Below are 17,104 nucleotides of genomic sequence, written 5' to 3'. Positions count from 1 at the left end.
CCCTTAGGGTTATTGTTCGCTGTCTGCGCTGTATGCCTGTATGATTTTTTGTACGAGGGCGTGCCGGACAACGTCCTGATCCGTGAAATAGACGATGCCGATCTCCTCGATCCCCCGCAATATCCGCTCGGCCTCGTTCAGGCCGGATTTTTTGCCCTTGGGCAGATCGATCTGGGTGACATCTCCGGTAATGACCATCCGGGACCCAAAGCCCAGCCGCGTCAAGAACATCTTCATCTGCTCCGGCGTCGTGTTCTGCGCCTCGTCCAGTATGACGAACGAATCGTCCAGCGTCCGTCCTCTCATATACGCGAGCGGAGCCACCTCGATCTGCCCGCGCTCCATCGCCTTGGCAACGCCTTCAACGCCCAATGAGTCGTGCAGCGCGTCATAGAGCGGCCGCAAGTAAGGATCGACCTTCTCCTGCAGGTCGCCGGGCAGGAAGCCCAGATTCTCGCCGGCCTCGACGGCCGGCCGGGTGAGCAGAATCCGCTTGACCTTGCCTTCCTTCAGAGCGCCGATGGCGCACATGACCGCCAGGTACGTTTTGCCGGTTCCGGCGGGTCCGATGCCGAATACGATGTCCTTCTTGCGAATCGTCGTCACATAGTGGCGTTGACCAAGCGTCTTAGGAATGATCGGCTTGCCGCGAAACGTAAGCGTGATTTCCCCCTTGAACAGCGAGAGCAGCTCGTCCGCTCTCATTTCGCGGGACAGGTCCAGCGCGTAACGGACATCTCGTTCGCTCAACTGCAGGCCGCTCTGCACAAGCTGGAGGAGCGTGTCGAACAGCTGCTGCAGCGAGCGAACTTCCTTGTCCGGTCCTTCAATATAGATTTCCGCGTCGCGGGAACGAATGAGCGATTCGGTCTCCTTCTCAATCAGGCGCAGGAACTTGTCCTGCGGACCGAACAACGCCAAGCCTTCGGCCGCGTTGCGCAATGGTATGGTGGTCGATTGCTTCAATTCCGTCAAAAAAACTCATTCCCCCTCTTCGGTAGCCATTAGAATATTGGACGTTCTATCTCGATCGATTGCTCCACCTCGAAAAGAACGGTTAACTTCACTTTACCATTCTCGGTTTGTTCATGCAAAATGTTTTCCGCTTTTATTGTCGCATCCCGGCCGCTTTTGGCCAGCAGCTCCGCCCGAGCCTGGGCCAGACCGGCTTCCCTGGCCTCGTCCGGGGTCAGCCTTTTCTCGATTTCCACGACCTCCAGCTCATGCTCCTTCATCGTCCCAAACGGCAGCCGCCGCTTCCAGAGCTGCGCCCGGTTAATCGTCGTACGCACTTGGGAGCTGGCGAACTCCGGACCGCCGTAGCCCGAAATTTGCAACGCTCGGTTGCCGATCAGCCAGAATCCTCGCTCCTTCGTTTCTCCGGTCAAATTTCTCGTTTTGGTCGTCAACGGAGAGAAGATTCGATATTCATGCCAGACAAGCCCCATCACCTTACCCTTGGACACGACTGTTTTGCTGTGCTGCTCATTGCCGAGAATACCCGAAATCAGAATGTCTCCCTTGCGCACGCGATCGTTGCGCTCTACCTTCGGCCGTCCGTTCTCGGCGACAATCCGGGTAATGACGGCATCCGTCTTGGCTACCAGATGTCTGGGCCCCTCCAGCGCCTTCTGCTCCGGCTTCGTCGATTCCACGACGGTTATCGTGACAGACGTCCCCCGCTTGTCGACCCCGACCCAGGCGGCTTCCGGCAGCCGCAGAGCCAGGCGCTGCGACAGCGTAGCCGCATTCCCGAGGCGAAACGACCACTGATAGCCGTAGATTCCCTCGGCTCTTGCGGCCTGGCGTATCTTCTCCTCGGGTATGGTTGAATTCCCTTCCACGCGAACGTCCCAGATCAGCGTGGAAAGCACGAATAATGCAACAATAAACGCAAGCATGCCGCTCGCGAACGTCTTCCTTCTGGACAATCGGGCCATGCGGAACGGCAGCCCGTGACGGGAAATAATTCGGGTTCGGCAGCCGTTCTCGCGAAGCAGCGGACGAAGCCGCCAGAAGTCCGGTATCGATACCCCGAACGTCAATTCTCCCGTTCGCGAGAACGCCAGATTCCATAGCTCGACCCGCTCCCTCGTCGCAGCGTTGACGAAGCCCTCCGTGCCCTTGCCGATCAGCTTGACCCTTACGTAGCCGCGCGCCTGCGCAACCCAGTTCGCTTTCATCCCCGGCTTCCTCCCCGCTCAAGGCTTGTCCCGGTTGCGACCGACCGCTGCCGCCCTGCGCCGCGCACGTTCCCGAGCTTTCGCCCGAACGACCGATGCGCGCAAGACGACAACCGAATCCTCGACCCTGTTCAGCCGGATGCCTTGCCCTTGGCATGCAACTGGACGCCCATGATTTTTCCTTCCACGAACACTTCCTCTTGCCCGATATTCCGGATCGTCAATTCCTGACCCGTCACTTCCATCTCCCCGCCGTCCATGGCGAGTCTGAGATTTTGCGGAGAGAAGTGAAGGATGCCCCGGTGATTTTCCACCCTTACTTGAAGGCCCCCGATCATCGTGATGCGCGGCAAGTCCAGCACGACATCCTGCGGCAGGTCGAGAATCGTCGCGGTCCATTTGCGCAGCCTCCGACTCACACGCACCATTGGGCGGTCCTCCCTCCTATACGATCAACATATGCGGCGCGCAAGCTTTTTATGAGACGGCGCGGTCCAAGCCGGGATACGACTGCCGACACCCCTCTTTCATTTCCATAAACGAGATAACGAAAAACGCCCAAGGCAGCAACCCTGGGCGTTTCTAGTATTCAATGCTATCCTTTACCTCCGGAACGGCTTGCGCGCTCTCGGCTTGCCTAAGATCTCGGACCAGAGCACCGCGCGCGCGAGCTCGTCCCGGCGAAGCCTTGATGTCGAGCTTGATGCCGAACGCGGGGCAGCCTGTACCTGCAGCGGGGAGTCCGCCTGCACGAAAGCCGGCGGCTTGCGCGAGGAACTGGGAAGCGCGCCCGTCGTAACGTTATTCGTCATTACGCTCGCAGGCAGACTATCCGGCGCATAGCCGGGAGCAGGCGTCGGCTCAGGAAATTGATCCCAGCCCCCTCCGGAAGCATGCTCGGGGTACGAGTCTGCGGGCGATGCATCCTCCCACTGGGGAGCTTGCCCTTGTCCGTACTCCGGCATTTGCTTGGGCGGCTTTCCGTCCAGGGGACGCTTGCGAAAGAAAATTGAATAGATAACACCGATGACGATCAGGACTATGTGAAAATTGTTCGCCAAGAACGAGATAAGATCCTCCAAGACGATCCCTCCTTCATGCAGCCATCGAGCCCTTTACGGCTTATCTGGTCCGTCTTCTATCATTAGGCCGCTCCCTCCGCCGATGGAGCCTCTCATTTGCGTGTCCGCTTCGATGTTTTTCAGATTCATGTAATCCATGACTCCGAGATTTCCGGCCTTTAACGCGTTCGCCATTGCAAGAGGCACCTCAGACTCCGCTTCGACGACCTTCGCCTGCATCTCTACGACGCGGGCTTTCATCTCCTGCTCATGGGCGACCGCCATGGCACGGCGCTCCTCCGCCTTGGCCTGGGCAATCCGCTTGTCGGCTTCCGCTTGCTCCGTCTGGAGATGGGCGCCGATATTTTTGCCGACATCGACGTCGGCGATATCGATCGACAAAATCTCGAAGGCTGTTCCTGCATCCAATCCTTTAGCTAGAACGGTTTTGGAAATCAGATCCGGATGCTCCAGAACGTCCTTGTGCGATTCGGACGCGCCGTTGGTGCTGACGATCCCTTCCGCAACACGCGCAAGCACGGTTTCCTCGCCTGCGCCGCCGACGAGACGGTCGATATTGGCGCGAACCGTCACCCGGGCTTTGACTTTAACCTCGATACCGTTCTTGGCCACGGCAGACACGACAGGAGTTTCGATAACCTTCGGATTAACGCTCATCTGCACCGCCTGAAGCACATCCCGACCGGCCAGATCGATGGCAGCCGCGCGTTCGAATACGAGAGGAATGTCCGCGCGCTGGGCGGCGATAAGCGCATTGACTACGCGGTCCACGTTGCCTCCGGCAAGGAAGTGACTCTCCAGTTGGTTAATGTTCAGGCCAAGCCCTGCCTTGGTGGCCTTGATTAACGGATTTACGATTCGAGTCGGTACAACTCGTCTCAGCCGCATGGCCACAAGCGTAATAATGCTGATTCGAACGCCTGAAGCAAGCGCCGAAACCCACAGCATGAAAGGAAAGAAGCTCATAAATACCGCAACCGCGATGACGACGACGCCAATGATGACCAGAAGCTGAATATCTGCGTTTTCCATAGTGTACCTCCAAGGTTATATTCTTAAGTTTTCTGTAGAGCACGCTCTTCCCGAAAGCTTACTCTTTGTTAAGATTCGCGGTTGTCCGCTCGATTTCCTTTACGAGAATGCGAGTTCCGTCTACCGAGACGACCTGAACGGGCTTGCCTTGCTCGATAAACTCTCCCGAGGAAATGACGTCAACCCGCTGGTCGCCAATGAGAGCCAGGCCGGATGGACGCAGCGCGGACACCGTCTCTCCGTATTGTCCGAGCCAATGCGCTCTGGACAGCTGCGGAACATATCCTTGATCCGTGGTCAGCTGATCCTTCAAAATAAACCGGTTCCAGACGCCTTTTTTCCGGAAAAGATAAGCGACTGCCGCGACGATGACGGAAGCTACAAGCACCGATGTGCCCAGCGTCCGCAGCGCGTTGCCCGTATCGTAGGCTCCCATTGTAATTCCCGTGATCACGCCGGCAATGCCGAGAATGCCGAGAATGCCGAAGCTCGGGACGAATACCTCCACGATCAGAAGCCCGATGCCGATCAGGAACACGACGAGGGATTCCATGCCCGCGAAGCCGGCAATGGATTGACCGAAGAAGTAAAGCCCGAACCCGAGCAGTCCGATGATTCCAGGGACGCCGAAGCCCGGTACAAGCAATTCAATCGCAACTCCGGCAATCCCGACAATCAGCAGAATTGTGGCGATGCCCGGACTTGTTACGAAGGTGGCGATTTTCTCCGCAAGAGAAGGATGAATCTCCACGACGGAGCGATCGGACAAGCCCTTCCAGGCGATAACCTCCTCGACCGTACCCGCTGTCTTGTCCGCATAGCCGACCTTGAGCGCCTTATCGGCGCTTAGCGATATGATCTCGCCTTTCTCCTTCGTCTCGCCGATGGCCTTAAGCTCGACAACGCGCGCCGGATCGACCATGCCTGCCGCGATTGCCGGATCCCGCCCGTTAAGCTCGGCTGCGGAGCGCATCTCCTCGCTCCAGAACGAGACCAGCTTCGGATGATCGACAGGCTTGCCGGAGCCGTCCACAATCATCGCCGCCCCGATCGTCGTGCCCGGCGCCATCGCGATATCGTTCGCGTTCAGAGCCAGATACGCGCCGGCCGACGCGGCCTTGCCGCTGACGAAGGCAACGGTCGGAACGGAGGACTCGCGAATGCGCTTCCCGATCTCCTCTGCCGTATCCAGCCGGCCGCCCGGGGTATCGATATCCAGCACAATCAGCGAAGCCTTTGCCTCCTCCGCTTCCGTTAACGCACGATCTAGAAACGAAGCCAAGCCGCTTTGAACGGTCTGCTGGATCGGAATGACGTAGACCGAGCCGGCCGACGAGTTGTCGGCCGCGCGAACGCTGCCGGCGTAAGCCCCGAGCAGCGGAAGGACGATCAGCATCAACAAGGCCATTAGACGGAGTCCCCGTCCAATACCTGCGCGAACGGCTCCGGTAGTCGCAGCTCCCATACTCTCTCCTCCTTTTATTATGACTAACATACTACATAATACGACGGGTGTCTCCCTGCGTTTCAAATAACCGACCGGACGAGAATGGCAAAAAGCACCCCCTTTGCTCGGGAGTGCCTGTCTGTCATGTCGGAATTATTGCAGAGATTGCTGGACGATTGCGTTGACAAGCTTGCCATCCGCAACGCCTTTCACCTTGGGCATAAGCGCCCCCATTAATTTCCCGAGGTCGGCTTTAGAAGAAGCACCGGTTTCTTGCATGGTCTGTACAACGATAGCTTTGATTTCTTCTTCTGTAAGCTGTCGCGGAAGATATTCGGAGATGATCTCAATTTCTGCTTTGACATTGCTTACGAGATCTTCCCTTCCACCTCTTTCGAAGTCCTGAAGAGAATCGCGACGTTGCTTGAGTTCACGGCTCAATATATTAAGCGTTTCGTTTTCGTCAAGCGGTCGGCGCAGCTCGATTTCTTGGTTTTTGATCGATGATCGAACCATACGAATGGTCTGAAGACGGAATTTTTCTCCGCTCTTCATCGCCTGCTTCATGTCATCGTTCAGACGGTCCGCAAGAGTCATAAGTGCGGATTCCTCCTAGTACTTGCGCTTACGTGCAGCTTCGGATTTCAGCTTGCGCTTCACGCTTGGCTTTTCATAATGTTTACGTTTCTTCACTTCCGCGAGAACGCCATCTTTGGCAATGGAACGCTTAAAGCGGCGGAGTGCAGCGTCGATTGTTTCATTTTTTCGTACTTTTGTTTCGGCCACCTGTTTTCCCTCCCTCCGCAACAGACCCAACACGGTTATCAATCTATATTATATGTGATGAGGAAAGGGAGTGTCAACTTGAGCCTAGGAAAAATCTGAATTGCTTCGGCTTAAGCTTTTCCTTCGCTCCCTAATCGGCTTTTTCGTCAGCCTTGCGCCTGCTCTGCGGCGTTCAGCGGACCAAGCTTGCCGCCTCCCAGGATGTGCCAATGAACGTGAAAGACCACTTGTCCGGCATCGCGGCCGCAGTTATTGATCAACCGGTAGCCGTCTTCCGCAAGACCGGCTTCCTGCGCAATCTGCCGGGCCGACAGAAGCAGGTGTCCGAGAAGCGCCTGATCCTCCGCCGCACAATCGTTCATCGTGGCAATATGTTTCTTCGGAATAACCAACAGATGGACGGGAGCCTGGGGCTGAATGTCATGAAAAGCGACAACCGCCTCGTCCTCGTACACTTTCCGGGAAGGAATCGTCCCTTCTGCGATTTTACAAAACAGGCAATCCGACAATGGAAGCACCCCTTCAACTCATTTGCCTCCATCATACCTTATCCGCCGCAGGTCCGTCCAATCGCCAAGAGCTCCGGTCTCTGCCGGAGCTCTTGGCGCGGATGAACGGGGGGTATCAGAAGAACGGGAGAAGCGAGATTGCGGCCAGACCTGCGAGAGGCAGAACGAGCCGGTTGAACCGGCGAGGACGAAAGGGAAAGAATGGCCCTCCGAACCCCCCTCCAAAACCCCCTCCGAACGGTCCGCCGAACGGTGAAAAAAACGCGCGAAGCGGCTCGACCGAGCCGGGAACCGCCAAACAGATCCATTCGTCGTCCACATGCTCCACGATACCGTCGTAACAATAGCCGTCAACGGCCTGAACCTCAACGTATCGGTACATATGGGAGAGGCAAAGCGCTTTGGAAATCTTCTTCATTGCCGGCTGATGGTGAGGGGAATAGGCGAGCTGTCCTCCCGCTCCAGTATCGGCAACCTGCGGATACGCTTGCTTCGGCGGATGATGGGGCGTGGGCTGAGTGGGCTTCTTTTCCATGAGCAATCCCTCCTTGGGCGCGTGCTTTCCCGATATTATATGCGGAACTGGGCGAATGGCTACTCGATAAGCCAAATAGGCCCAAGCAGCCGGATATCCCCGTTGCTCAGGCCTATTGCGCTGTCTTCTTAAGGCTGCTTCGCCAACGCCGCCGCAAGCTGTTGAAGCTGCTCGGCGGCGGCAAGCGCAGGAGCCCTCCACTCGGGCAGCGTCACCATCTGACGGAAGCCCGCTTCGCCGGAAGGCGGTCGAAAACGCGCCAAGGCTTCGTTCATCTGCTCCGCCCCGTCCCGCACGTTCGTCAGAAAGGCGGTCTGCTCCGCCGTAAGCGCCCCTTCCTGCTCGCCGATCGACACCATCGGGCTCTCTGCTCCGACGATCGCATTCATAGCCGGCAGAATCGACTCGGACGCCTGCTCTCGGGATTGCTCCGTTTCCAGATGAACCGCTTCGATCAGCAGGCCGGTCGTCTCTCCGGCGGCCAGATGCGCTTCTCCGAGCAATTTGGCTGCGCGAATCCGTTCCGGCTCCGTCTTGGCTACGAGCAGAGTATCGGCCCAGTCATGCAGCCTATCTGCGAAAACCTGAGCATAAGCGTATCTCTCCGCCAACCGTTGCCCTTTATCCGTCGTATGAGCCTGGTCGGACAGAATGTACTTCGAGTAGACCATAATAATCAATGTTGTCAAAACTACAATGCTGATGTACAGCACCGCAAGCGTATAAGACCTTTTCTTTCCGGTTTTATTTTCCCCGTTGTCCGTCATGGCGACTCCTTCCGATTATCTGGTTCAGCGATCGATTCGCCCTTCGATTCGAGGTTGGGCCGGCTTCCCGTCAGAAGAGCCGAACGACTTGTCCGCCTTCGAAAAAGTAGACGCAAGCCTCCTTGACGGGAACGCCAAGTATGCTTCGCGCCGCTTCAGCGTATTTCTCCACTTGGAAGCGATGCCTCTCGGCGGCGTCTCCCGCAGCCTGCCCTTTAAGCGCGTCCGTCTTGTAATCGACCAGCACGAGCCCGTCTTCCTCCTCGAACAGGCAATCGATAACTCCTTGTATAATTACGGTTTCCCGCGATTCGGGTTCCATTCTGCCCGGATAAACTTCAGCGGCGTCCAGCCCGTAGGTGAACGGAACCTCGCGCCACACGCGCGAAGCCGCGCGCATGCGCCCGTACAGCGGAGTTGCGCAGAAAGCCGCCACCGCCTTCGCTTCAATGCCGGCTCTCTGCTCCGCGGACAGAATTCGCCGTTCGACCAGCTCTTCGAGCATCCCGTCAAGCTGATCCTCCGCGATCGCTTCCCGCAGCGGCAAATGCTGCATGGCCAGATGGTAAGCCGTGCCCCTCTCCGCCGGAGTCAGCCGCCGGGAGGACATGAAGCGCGGCCTGCGCAGTCGAAAAGCCCCCGTCTCGACTGCGCTCTCCTCGTTCCTGCGCTCCTGCCATTCGCCCCGAGCTGTCGCATCCTCCGCGCCTTCGATAAATAGCTCCGCCGCGTTCGGCCGATTCTTCATCGCGGTAATCGAGGTTTTGGCCGCCACGCGGACGGCATTCTCGTGACGATAGGTCCAGGACAGCATAGCCTCGACTCTATCCGACCAATCGGAGGTTTCCGTTTCCGCTCGCTCCCCGTTCGCGACGGCGTTCCACAGCGGTGTCGAATCGCGCGGCTCGTCCCCGCCGTCCGGCGCCCGCGAAGAGTATGAGGAGACTGGAATGAGCCGGCATACCCATCTTTCCTCCGGGTCGTCGAGCTCTGATGCCAGAACAGCGGCGGGACCCAGCCAGTCCCAATACTTCCCGGCGGCGGCAGCTGCGTGCTCGGGCAGTCCATTCTCCGACATCGCCGCCGTATCGCGCCACTGCTCCCACTGCCTGGCTGCGTTTTTGCTCGTGCCCACCAGAAACAGCTTTTCCTTGGGCCGGGTCATCGCGACATACAGCACGCGCATCTCCTCGGCTAGCATCTCTGCCGCCAGCTTCCTCCGAATGGCAAGCTGAGGCAACGTTGGATAGGTTACGCGGGTGGACGGCTCGACAACGCGCGGACCGAAGCCCAGCTTCTTGTGCTTCAGGAAGGCTCCGTTCAGATCTCTGCGGTTGAAGCTCTTGCCCAATCCGGCAGCGAACACGACGGGAAATTCCAGCCCTTTGCTTCGGTGGATGGAGAGAATGCGAACGACGTTCTCGCTTTCGCCGAGCGCCCTCGCCGCTCCGAGATCCGCTCCCGTATCGCGCATCCGATCCAGGAAGCGAAGAAAGCGGAACAATCCGCGGAACCGCGAGGTGCGCTCGTATTGAATCGCCCTGTCGACCAAAGCTCGCAAATTCGCCTGGCGCTGAGCGCCTCCCGGCAAGCCGCCGACGAAATCGTAATAGCCGGTTTCGCGATACAGCATCCACAGCAACTCGCCGAGAGGCTCCTTGCGGGCATAGTCGCGCCATTGCTCCAACTTAAGCAAGAAATCCCTCAATCGGAGGCGAACTTGTTCCTCCGGCAAGCTCCCCGTCTCCATCGTCGGAATTTCTTCGCGCATACCCGCAGCGACATTAACCGCCTCCCAGAAGGATACGCGCTGTCTTGCCAGCCGGATACGCGCCAGTTCCTCCGCCGACATCCCTCCGATCGGCGAACGAAGAACGCCCGCCAGCGGGATGTCCTGCCGAGGATTGTCGATGATGGATAGCAGCGACAGCAGAATATCCACTTCCGTCGCCGCGAAGTATCCCGTTGCCAGATCGGCATAGGCGGGAATGCCGGCGGCCTTCAGTTCCTCGATATACGTAGGAGCAAGAGCGGATACCGCCCGTAGAAGGATAACGATATCTCTGTACTGCACCGGACGATGTAGCTTGCTCTTGCCGTCGTATACGGCAAAGGGCGGCTGCCCCTCACCTTCTAGACTCCTGCCTTGTCCCATCAGCGTGCGAATTTCATCGGCAATGCAGCGAGCTTCGGCTTGAGCGGCCTCCAGCTCCTCTTCCGCATTATCCCCGGCTCCTTCCGCAGCCGATTCCTCCGCCTCCGGGCCAGAGCTTGTATCCGCGGCGCTATTCGCACTCGCCGCCTCCGCTCCCGCATCGCCTTCCCGACCGGAGGACCTATCCAGCAAGAGCACTTCTACGGCATACGGATTCGGCTTCCCTGCGGCCGGATAGCCTTCGCCGTACACAAGCTTCGCGCGCTCATCGTAATTCATCTCCCCGACCGGCTCGCGCATAATTAACCGGAACACATGGTTGGTCGCATTCAGAATCTCCTTGCGGCTGCGAAAGTTGCGAGCCAGATCGATACGCAGGCCAGCCTGCCCCGCCAAGCCCCACGCATCGGTCATTTCGGGTGAATACGGAAGATAGGTCTTGTATTTCTCCAGAAACAGTCCCGGCTCCGCCAGGCGGAACCGGTAGATGCTTTGCTTGACGTCGCCGACCATAAAAACATTGCCCGGATCGCGCCGCGCGATCAGCGAGACGATCGCTTCCTGCACCTCGTTCGTGTCCTGGTATTCATCCAGATAGATTTCCGCGAACCTGTCGCAAAAGCCAAGCGCCGCCATTGAAGGAACGCTCCGGCCGGGCACAGAGTCGGAATCGCGAAGGATGCGCAGCGCATAATGCTCCAGATCGCTGAAGTCGAGCAGACCCTTGCCGCGCTTCGCCTGCTCGTAACGCTCGCCGAACTGGATGGCAAGCTCGGCCAGCTTCTCCATCTCCGGCGCAAGCTCGCGCAGCTCCGCCGCGTACTGCTCGGGAGAGCGGACGAGCCAGTCGTCGGCCAGCTTCCCCGCCGCTTTCTTCGCCGCGTCGCGGAGCCCCTTGACCTTCTCGATCAGCCCCGGATCGTAATCGTCTCCCTTGCAAGCCTTAAGCCGGCCGAAAGCGATTCCTCCGACCGCAGCCTGCCAGGCCTCCCACGACCCCGACCCGAACGCCTCCGCGGCTCGTTCCAGTCCGTCGATATCGGCAAATATCGTCTCGATGTAAGGCTCGGGCCCGCCTGGCTCGTGAGCGGTGCGCAGCGCGCTCCGCAACAGATGAATCGCTCCCTGGAGCAGAAGAACGGCGTCGTCCCGCAAGCTCTTCACCCATAACGAGCGTAGCAGGGAGTCCGCCTCCGCCACACGAAATTGACCGGCAGTCTCGCGCAGCCAATGCTCCGGCCAAGGGTGGCTGCCCGCGTATTCGTGCAGTTCCAGCACCAGCCGATGCAGCGGTTCGTCGCTTCTTTCCCCGCCGAACCGGTCGGCCAGAGCCGAGAGCGCTCCGTCCGTTCCTTCCGCCGCATAGCGCTCCTCGAACAATTCGTCCAGCGTATCGATCCGCAGCAGACCTGCTTCCGTATCGTTGGCCATCCGAAATCCCGGATCAAGCTCGATCAGCGGCGCGTAGCGTTCGACAATCTCCAGACAGAACGAATGAAGCGTCGTAACCGACGCTCTCGGCAGCAGCGCAATCTGACGGCGCAGATGCTTGGAGTCGGGATTTTTCTCTAGGGCGTCTTCCAGCGCACTCCGGATTCTCTCCTTCATCTCCGCTGCCGCAGCTTTGGTGAACGTCGCCACAAGCATAGCGTCCACATCCAGCGGGCGCGTCTCGTCGGCGATCCTGGAGATGATCCGTTCGACCAGAACGGCGGTTTTGCCCGAGCCGGCGGCAGCCGCAACGAGCAGATGAGCGCCGTCCGCCGCGATCGCGGCCCATTGCTCGTCCGTCCAGCGACTCTCCGGCGGCCTGGACGGCCATTCCGCCATCGTCTTCATTCCGGTTCTCCCCCTTCCGCTTCTTGCGCGATCCGGCGCCAGAGCTCCTCGCGGCTGGCCGCTTTGCTTAAGGCCTGATAGGCATTCCCTTCGACCTGTTGATCGAAATGGCATACCGGCCGATAATCGCAAAAGGTGCAAGGACTTCTCTTGTCCAAGCGATAAGGCGCAATCGCCACGTCCCCTTCGACGATCCGCTTGCCGATTCGGCGAATCTGCGAGCGCACCGAGCTGCGAAGCGTTGTCCACTCGCTCTCGGTGGCGACCTGCGAACGCGCCGAGAACGCGCCGTCCTTCTTGAATTCTACGGGGACAACGGCCGATTTGGCCGAGCGATGAAGCGACTCGTCCATAAGCTTGACCGATTCATCGTCCGACAAGAGCAAGCCCTGCATTCGGTATTGCCGGAAGAGAGCGTTCTTCGCCTCCTCCTCCGACATCCCGTTCGACGTGAGAAGCAGCGGATTCTGCACGTGAAAATAGAGCACGCCCGCCGGCTTCGCGGGTCGTCCAAGCCAATGAGGCGCGTGGGAGACGACAACGTCCAGATAGGTCAGCATTTGCAGCGACAGGCCGTGCGCCACCTCGTCCAGCTTAAGCTTCATCGCGCTCGATTTGTAATCCAGAATGCGAAGCAGCAGCCCCTCCGAGGATTCCGCCGCGTCGACGCGGTCGATCTTCCCGACGATGTCCATCGCGCGCGTTCCATCGAGAGGTATCGACAGCGCCGGGAGCAATCCGTTAGGCCCGAAGCTCAGCTCCAGCCCGACGGGCTTGAAGGCCGACAGCGCCGCCTGTTCTCCCAATACGGCCGATGCCTGCGTCACGATATCCCGTAGCTTGCGGGCCATGACCTGATGACGTTGGGAGGAGAGCAGAATCTGCGCTTGGACGCGCGGCAGCAGCTTGTCCACCGCGGCAGCCGCTTCATTCTGCCATCTGGAGACATCAAGCCCCGCAGGTCCTTCCGCGAACAGCTTCTCGGTCGTCATGCGCAAGGCGGCATGGAACAATTGACCGATATCGGGAGAATCGACCCGATACAGCCTTCGCTCCTGAAGCTTTAAGCCGTGAACGGCAAAATGCTGAAACGGGCATGCAATAAACCGTTCCATGCGCGATACGCTAGCCAGCAGCCTGTCTCCGTATAATAATCGGCTTGTCTCGGCGGACAGCGGGCTCTCTTCGTTCGTGTAGTGCAGCGAGGACACGAGGGAACGAAGTCTGCCGCTCCATTCCCCGCTGGACAGAAGCCAATTGTATACAGCCCACCATCCGGCGCCGAGCGCTTCCCCTTGCCGCCAGCCTCGCAGTCGCGCGAGCAGGTGCGTCATCGCCCTTCCCGGATGCGCGGCGAACGCCAACTGCTCGGCTTCCGTATGCGTCTCCTGCGGCCCGGCCGCCGCGGATTGAACCGGTATGCCGGGAAATCTCTTGCGGAGCTTGCCGATCCACTCGGACGGGAGCAGCGCCTGTCCTTCTTCATTCGCAACCGGGAAGCTGACCCAGAGATGGCGCGAAGCTGTCGTCAATGTCAAATACGCGAGAAACTGCTCGTCCAGCAGACGACGGCGGGCGCCGGGCGCAAGCATCAGTCCTCCGGCAGCCAAACGATCGCGCTCCTCCTCGGCAAGAAGACCGTTCTCGGGAATTCGCATCGGCAGGACGCCGTCATTCATCCCTAGCAGATATACGATCTGCACGCGGTCGGACCTCGTTCGCTCCGGGCTGCCGATCAGCACGCCGTCAAGCGACGGCGGAACTGCGCCAAGCTTGAGCTCCTCCAGTCCCGACTCGAGCATACCCGCGAACAGAGCAAGCTCCGGGGGCTGATCTCCCATAAGCTCCACCAATTGGTCGAGCAGATGGATCACGCCATCCCAGAGCGGACGATGGACCGCCATGCGATCGGGCCTTCCGGCGTTGGCGTCCTCCTCCGTCCAGCGCTCCAATTGATCCGCAGCGCCGCTCTCCTCAAGAAACAGATAGACGCTCTCGCACATGTCCCGGACCGAGCGAGCTTCCTTCAGTCGACGCTCCATGGCAAGCAACGGCTGCAGCAAGGCGTCTCGAACCTCCAGCAGGCTCGCCAGCGCCGCCTCGGCCTGAGCGTTCGCGGCTTCATCGCTCTCGATGTCCCCGCTATACAGAGGGTGCCAGGCCTTCGTCGAATGCCAGCGCCAGCCGTCAATGCCGGCGGCCAGCGCGTAATTTTCCAGCAGATCGACTTCATCCCGGGTGACCCGCCGATCCGGCGTGCCGAGCAGGTCCGTTTTCGCGCAACGGAACACCGCATCCGATTTCCAGCCTCCCGTCACGCATTCCAGCGCCGAGCGGACGAATTCCACGAACGGATGATGAGAGACCGACGCTTTGCCGTCCAAATAATGCGGAATCCCGTAATCGCCGAATACCGCGGCGATCAGATCGGCGTAATCGTCCAGCTTACGCACGAATACCGCCATGTCCCGCCAGCGGGCATCTTCATCCCGAACGCGCCGCAGCATGTCTCGGGCGACCGCTTCCGTCTCGGCCCGTCGGTTCGCCGCCCCATGCAACGAAATTCCGCATTGGCGATGCCGAGGGTCAAGCAGCTCCAGCTCGCCGGTCCAGCGTCTGCGATTGCCCCAATTCCGCTCCAGGAACGCAAGCATCGGATTGGAGCGGAACCTGGGGGCCGGCTGAGGCTCCAGCACGGTTGCTAGCTCCTCCGCAACGCCCGCCGCTTGAGCCAGCTCGCATAATAGGGCGGACGTCTCCGCAGTCGGATGAAACAGCTCCAGCTCATCCGGTCTTTCGCCTGCTCCATAAGGCCGATCGACGCACAAGGCGACGTGCATGCGGTCGACCTTTCGCAGCAGTGCCTCGATGACGGCATATTCTCCGGGCGTAAAGCCGTGGAAGCCGTCGACCCAGATTTCGGCTTCCGACAGCAGCATCGATTCGGCTGCGCCTCGAACGAGCCATTGCAGCATATCCTCCCCATCCAGCCAATGTCCCGCAAGCTGCTGCTCCATGTCGGAATAGAAGAGAGACAGATCATGCAGCTTGTCGGCGAGCAGCCCGGATTGCTCTGCGTTTCCAATCCTCCGCGAAGCTTGCTCCGCATGCCGAGCAAGCTTGTCCCCGTCGATTCCGTATCTCTTCATCTCGGTAAGCAACTCGTTGATGCCCGAGATCAGCCCGGATTCTCCTTTGCCTCCGCGGAACAACCGGAGGCTTCCCCTTCTTGCTTCCATCACCTTATGTAAGAGCATCGCTTTCCCGTTATCGTGAATCGGCACGACCGCCGATCCGCCGGTCTCTTGCATGACGCGGAACGCAAGCCTGCGGAAGCTGAGCACCTGAGCCCTCATGAACCCGTTAAGCCCCGGCGTCGTCGCCATCGCATATTCCGCTTGAAAAGTCGCCTGCTCCGGCACTAGCAGAATTAGCGGCGAACCGAGAGGAGCGGCTTTCAGCCTGCTCCTGATTTCATCCAGAATCAGGCGCGTCTTCCCGCTTCCCGAACGCCCCGCAATGATCCGTAACGTCATGCCTCTCCCTCCTTGCCCGTTCATCGAACCTTGTTGAGTATTGTAACATATTTGAGAAATCCGCGAGAATGAGCAGGGGCCTCGCTTACTTGAACAGGGAACCCGGGTTCGAAAGAAGCAAAAGAAAAACCTTCGTCAGAATAATTTGATTATCCTGGCGAAGGTTTTTTAAGAAGGGGAGTTGGCGCTTCACTGTCATAGTACATTCTCAAGTCTATCCCCGTTGGTGGAGTGATCTCAGGCAACGCACCTACTCTTGCCTTTCGATGTCCCCCGCGGCTGACCTCAATAGGATAATCGTCACAAGGCTTCCGTTCTTTTGGGTTTCACGATAGCTTTCTTCTGCATCTATATAAGTTGAATATAAGATTTTGGCATACTCCCCCCAATATTACCTGAAGGTACCGATCACAAAGCGGGTCTATCGTGTCGAATGGACATCATTGGCTAGTGCGCTGCTGTCTTTGTTGGTGTTGCGGACTGTGAGGTCGTTATTTCTCAATTTTTTGTCCCTTTGCTAGTTATTGCGGACTGTGAATCCGTTATTCCCCAGAACATAGTGTCATTTCAATGGTTTAGAGCCTAATAACGGCTTTTCAGTCCGCAAGTACCGCCAAAAATGGGGCTTCGCAACAAATAGCAGCCTCACAGTCCGGTAAAGGGTTACTATTTCCACTTGTCGTCTGAACTTATGAGCAGGCTGGACAATGGAGAAAGGGAATGGTTTGCCGCAAGTTCCGGCTTTTAGTTTCTCACCGATATTGGTCTAATCCATCAAAGAAACTCAAAACAGGTTGTCTGAAGCCGGAATGCAACGGACTTCTATATTCATTTTTTGATAAACAGATGACAGGCATGGATACAGACAGCAAAAAAACGCCAAGAATGTCCTGGCGCCTGTTGATCGCTATTTCGTTCATATCTCAGAATAAATCATGAGCTTCTTAGGAAATGTTCATGTACCACTTGCTGCCGTCGTCATATTGGAAAATGGCCGCGTCCGACCACAGCTCGATGTAGCTAACGTGCTTCCAGCGGCGACGAAATTCGAGGTCGTCCGCCATTGCTCGGATTCGAATATTGAAGCGGCTGCGGCTGTTCAAAGCTTTTGCCCGGTTTTGCAGCGGAACCGCCCGTTTGCCGAATAGAATGACATCATGCACCATGTCCAAACCCTCCCGTTTCGTGCCTCTGCATTAAGAATAATGCCGAGGCGTTAGAAATGTTCCCGAA

General features: G+C 58.3%; 14 protein-coding genes. All 14 read right to left on the bottom strand.

Annotation, left to right across the window (positions count from 1 at the left end):
• Positions 1-9: 9 nt before the first annotated feature.
• Positions 10-975, bottom strand: coding sequence for a PhoH family protein (locus ACFO1S_RS19225; protein WP_204601184.1), 966 nt, complete (start codon positions 973-975; stop codon positions 10-12).
• Positions 976-1,004: 29 nt separating this feature from the next.
• The gene (yqfD, locus tag ACFO1S_RS19220) at positions 1,005-2,183 is read right to left on the bottom strand and encodes a sporulation protein YqfD (protein WP_204601183.1); all 1,179 of its coding nucleotides are present in this window, start codon (positions 2,181-2,183) and stop codon (positions 1,005-1,007) included.
• A 131-nt stretch (positions 2,184-2,314) separates the two neighbouring features.
• The gene (yqfC, locus tag ACFO1S_RS19215) at positions 2,315-2,611 is read right to left on the bottom strand and encodes a sporulation protein YqfC (RefSeq protein WP_204601182.1); all 297 of its coding nucleotides are present in this window, start codon (positions 2,609-2,611) and stop codon (positions 2,315-2,317) included.
• Positions 2,612-2,785: 174 nt separating this feature from the next.
• A complete protein-coding gene (locus ACFO1S_RS19210) occupies positions 2,786-3,265 on the bottom strand; it encodes a hypothetical protein (RefSeq protein WP_204601181.1) in 480 nt (159 codons plus the stop codon).
• Positions 3,266-3,298: 33 nt separating this feature from the next.
• Positions 3,299-4,297, bottom strand: coding sequence for a flotillin-like protein FloA (gene floA, locus ACFO1S_RS19205; RefSeq protein ID WP_204601180.1), 999 nt, complete (start codon positions 4,295-4,297; stop codon positions 3,299-3,301).
• Positions 4,298-4,355: 58 nt separating this feature from the next.
• Positions 4,356-5,762: an NfeD family protein gene (locus tag ACFO1S_RS19200; protein WP_204601179.1), complete on the bottom strand. Its 1,407-nt coding sequence runs from the start codon at positions 5,760-5,762 to the stop codon at positions 4,356-4,358.
• A 135-nt stretch (positions 5,763-5,897) separates the two neighbouring features.
• Entirely contained in the window at positions 5,898-6,341 is a 444-nt protein-coding gene (locus tag ACFO1S_RS19195; protein WP_204601178.1) for a GatB/YqeY domain-containing protein, read from the bottom strand.
• 15 nt (positions 6,342-6,356) lie between these two features.
• Complete coding sequence (gene rpsU / locus ACFO1S_RS19190) at positions 6,357-6,530, bottom strand: 30S ribosomal protein S21 (protein ID WP_094041673.1); 174 nt, start codon at positions 6,528-6,530, stop codon at positions 6,357-6,359.
• A gap of 146 nt (positions 6,531-6,676) precedes the next feature.
• Positions 6,677-7,048: a histidine triad nucleotide-binding protein gene (locus ACFO1S_RS19185; RefSeq protein ID WP_378127367.1), complete on the bottom strand. Its 372-nt coding sequence runs from the start codon at positions 7,046-7,048 to the stop codon at positions 6,677-6,679.
• Between the two features lie 106 nt (positions 7,049-7,154).
• Positions 7,155-7,574: a hypothetical protein gene (locus tag ACFO1S_RS19180; RefSeq protein ID WP_378127366.1), complete on the bottom strand. Its 420-nt coding sequence runs from the start codon at positions 7,572-7,574 to the stop codon at positions 7,155-7,157.
• A 128-nt stretch (positions 7,575-7,702) separates the two neighbouring features.
• On the bottom strand, positions 7,703-8,341 hold the full coding sequence (locus ACFO1S_RS19175; RefSeq protein WP_204601177.1) for a hypothetical protein: 639 nt from the start codon (positions 8,339-8,341) through the stop codon (positions 7,703-7,705).
• A gap of 70 nt (positions 8,342-8,411) precedes the next feature.
• Positions 8,412-12,335, bottom strand: a complete 3,924-nt coding sequence (locus tag ACFO1S_RS19170; RefSeq protein ID WP_204601176.1) for a UvrD-helicase domain-containing protein — start codon at positions 12,333-12,335, stop codon at positions 8,412-8,414.
• On the bottom strand, positions 12,332-15,871 hold the full coding sequence (gene addB, locus ACFO1S_RS19165; protein ID WP_204601175.1) for a helicase-exonuclease AddAB subunit AddB: 3,540 nt from the start codon (positions 15,869-15,871) through the stop codon (positions 12,332-12,334). The genes ACFO1S_RS19170 and addB overlap by 4 nt, the downstream gene beginning before the upstream one ends.
• Positions 15,872-16,815: 944 nt before the next feature.
• Entirely contained in the window at positions 16,816-17,037 is a 222-nt protein-coding gene (locus tag ACFO1S_RS19160) for a hypothetical protein (RefSeq protein WP_204601174.1), read from the bottom strand.
• Positions 17,038-17,104 lie beyond the last annotated feature (67 nt).

Source organism: Cohnella boryungensis (assembly GCF_042651945.1).
Classification (GTDB): Bacteria; Bacillota; Bacilli; order Paenibacillales; family Paenibacillaceae; genus Cohnella; species Cohnella boryungensis.
The sequence above is the reverse complement of the archived record's forward strand: the minus strand, read 5'-3'. Positions and strand labels throughout refer to the sequence as shown.

Excerpts from the sequence above, each read along its gene's own strand:
- yqfD (WP_204601183.1), bottom strand. The coding sequence starts at position 2,183 with ATGAAAGCGAACTGGGTTGCGCAGGCGCGCGGCTACGTAAGGGTCAAG.
- yqfC (WP_204601182.1), bottom strand. The coding sequence starts at position 2,611 with ATGGTGCGTGTGAGTCGGAGGCTGCGCAAATGGACCGCGACGATTCTC.
- floA (WP_204601180.1), bottom strand. The coding sequence starts at position 4,297 with ATGGAAAACGCAGATATTCAGCTTCTGGTCATCATTGGCGTCGTCGTC.
- ACFO1S_RS19200 (WP_204601179.1), bottom strand. The coding sequence starts at position 5,762 with ATGGGAGCTGCGACTACCGGAGCCGTTCGCGCAGGTATTGGACGGGGA.
- ACFO1S_RS19195 (WP_204601178.1), bottom strand. The coding sequence starts at position 6,341 with ATGACTCTTGCGGACCGTCTGAACGATGACATGAAGCAGGCGATGAAG.
- ACFO1S_RS19180 (WP_378127366.1), bottom strand. The coding sequence starts at position 7,574 with ATGGAAAAGAAGCCCACTCAGCCCACGCCCCATCATCCGCCGAAGCAA.
- ACFO1S_RS19175 (WP_204601177.1), bottom strand. The coding sequence starts at position 8,341 with ATGACGGACAACGGGGAAAATAAAACCGGAAAGAAAAGGTCTTATACG.
- ACFO1S_RS19170 (WP_204601176.1), bottom strand. The coding sequence starts at position 12,335 with ATGAAGACGATGGCGGAATGGCCGTCCAGGCCGCCGGAGAGTCGCTGG.
- addB (WP_204601175.1), bottom strand. The coding sequence starts at position 15,871 with ATGACGTTACGGATCATTGCGGGGCGTTCGGGAAGCGGGAAGACGCGC.
- ACFO1S_RS19160 (WP_204601174.1), bottom strand. The coding sequence starts at position 17,037 with ATGGTGCATGATGTCATTCTATTCGGCAAACGGGCGGTTCCGCTGCAA.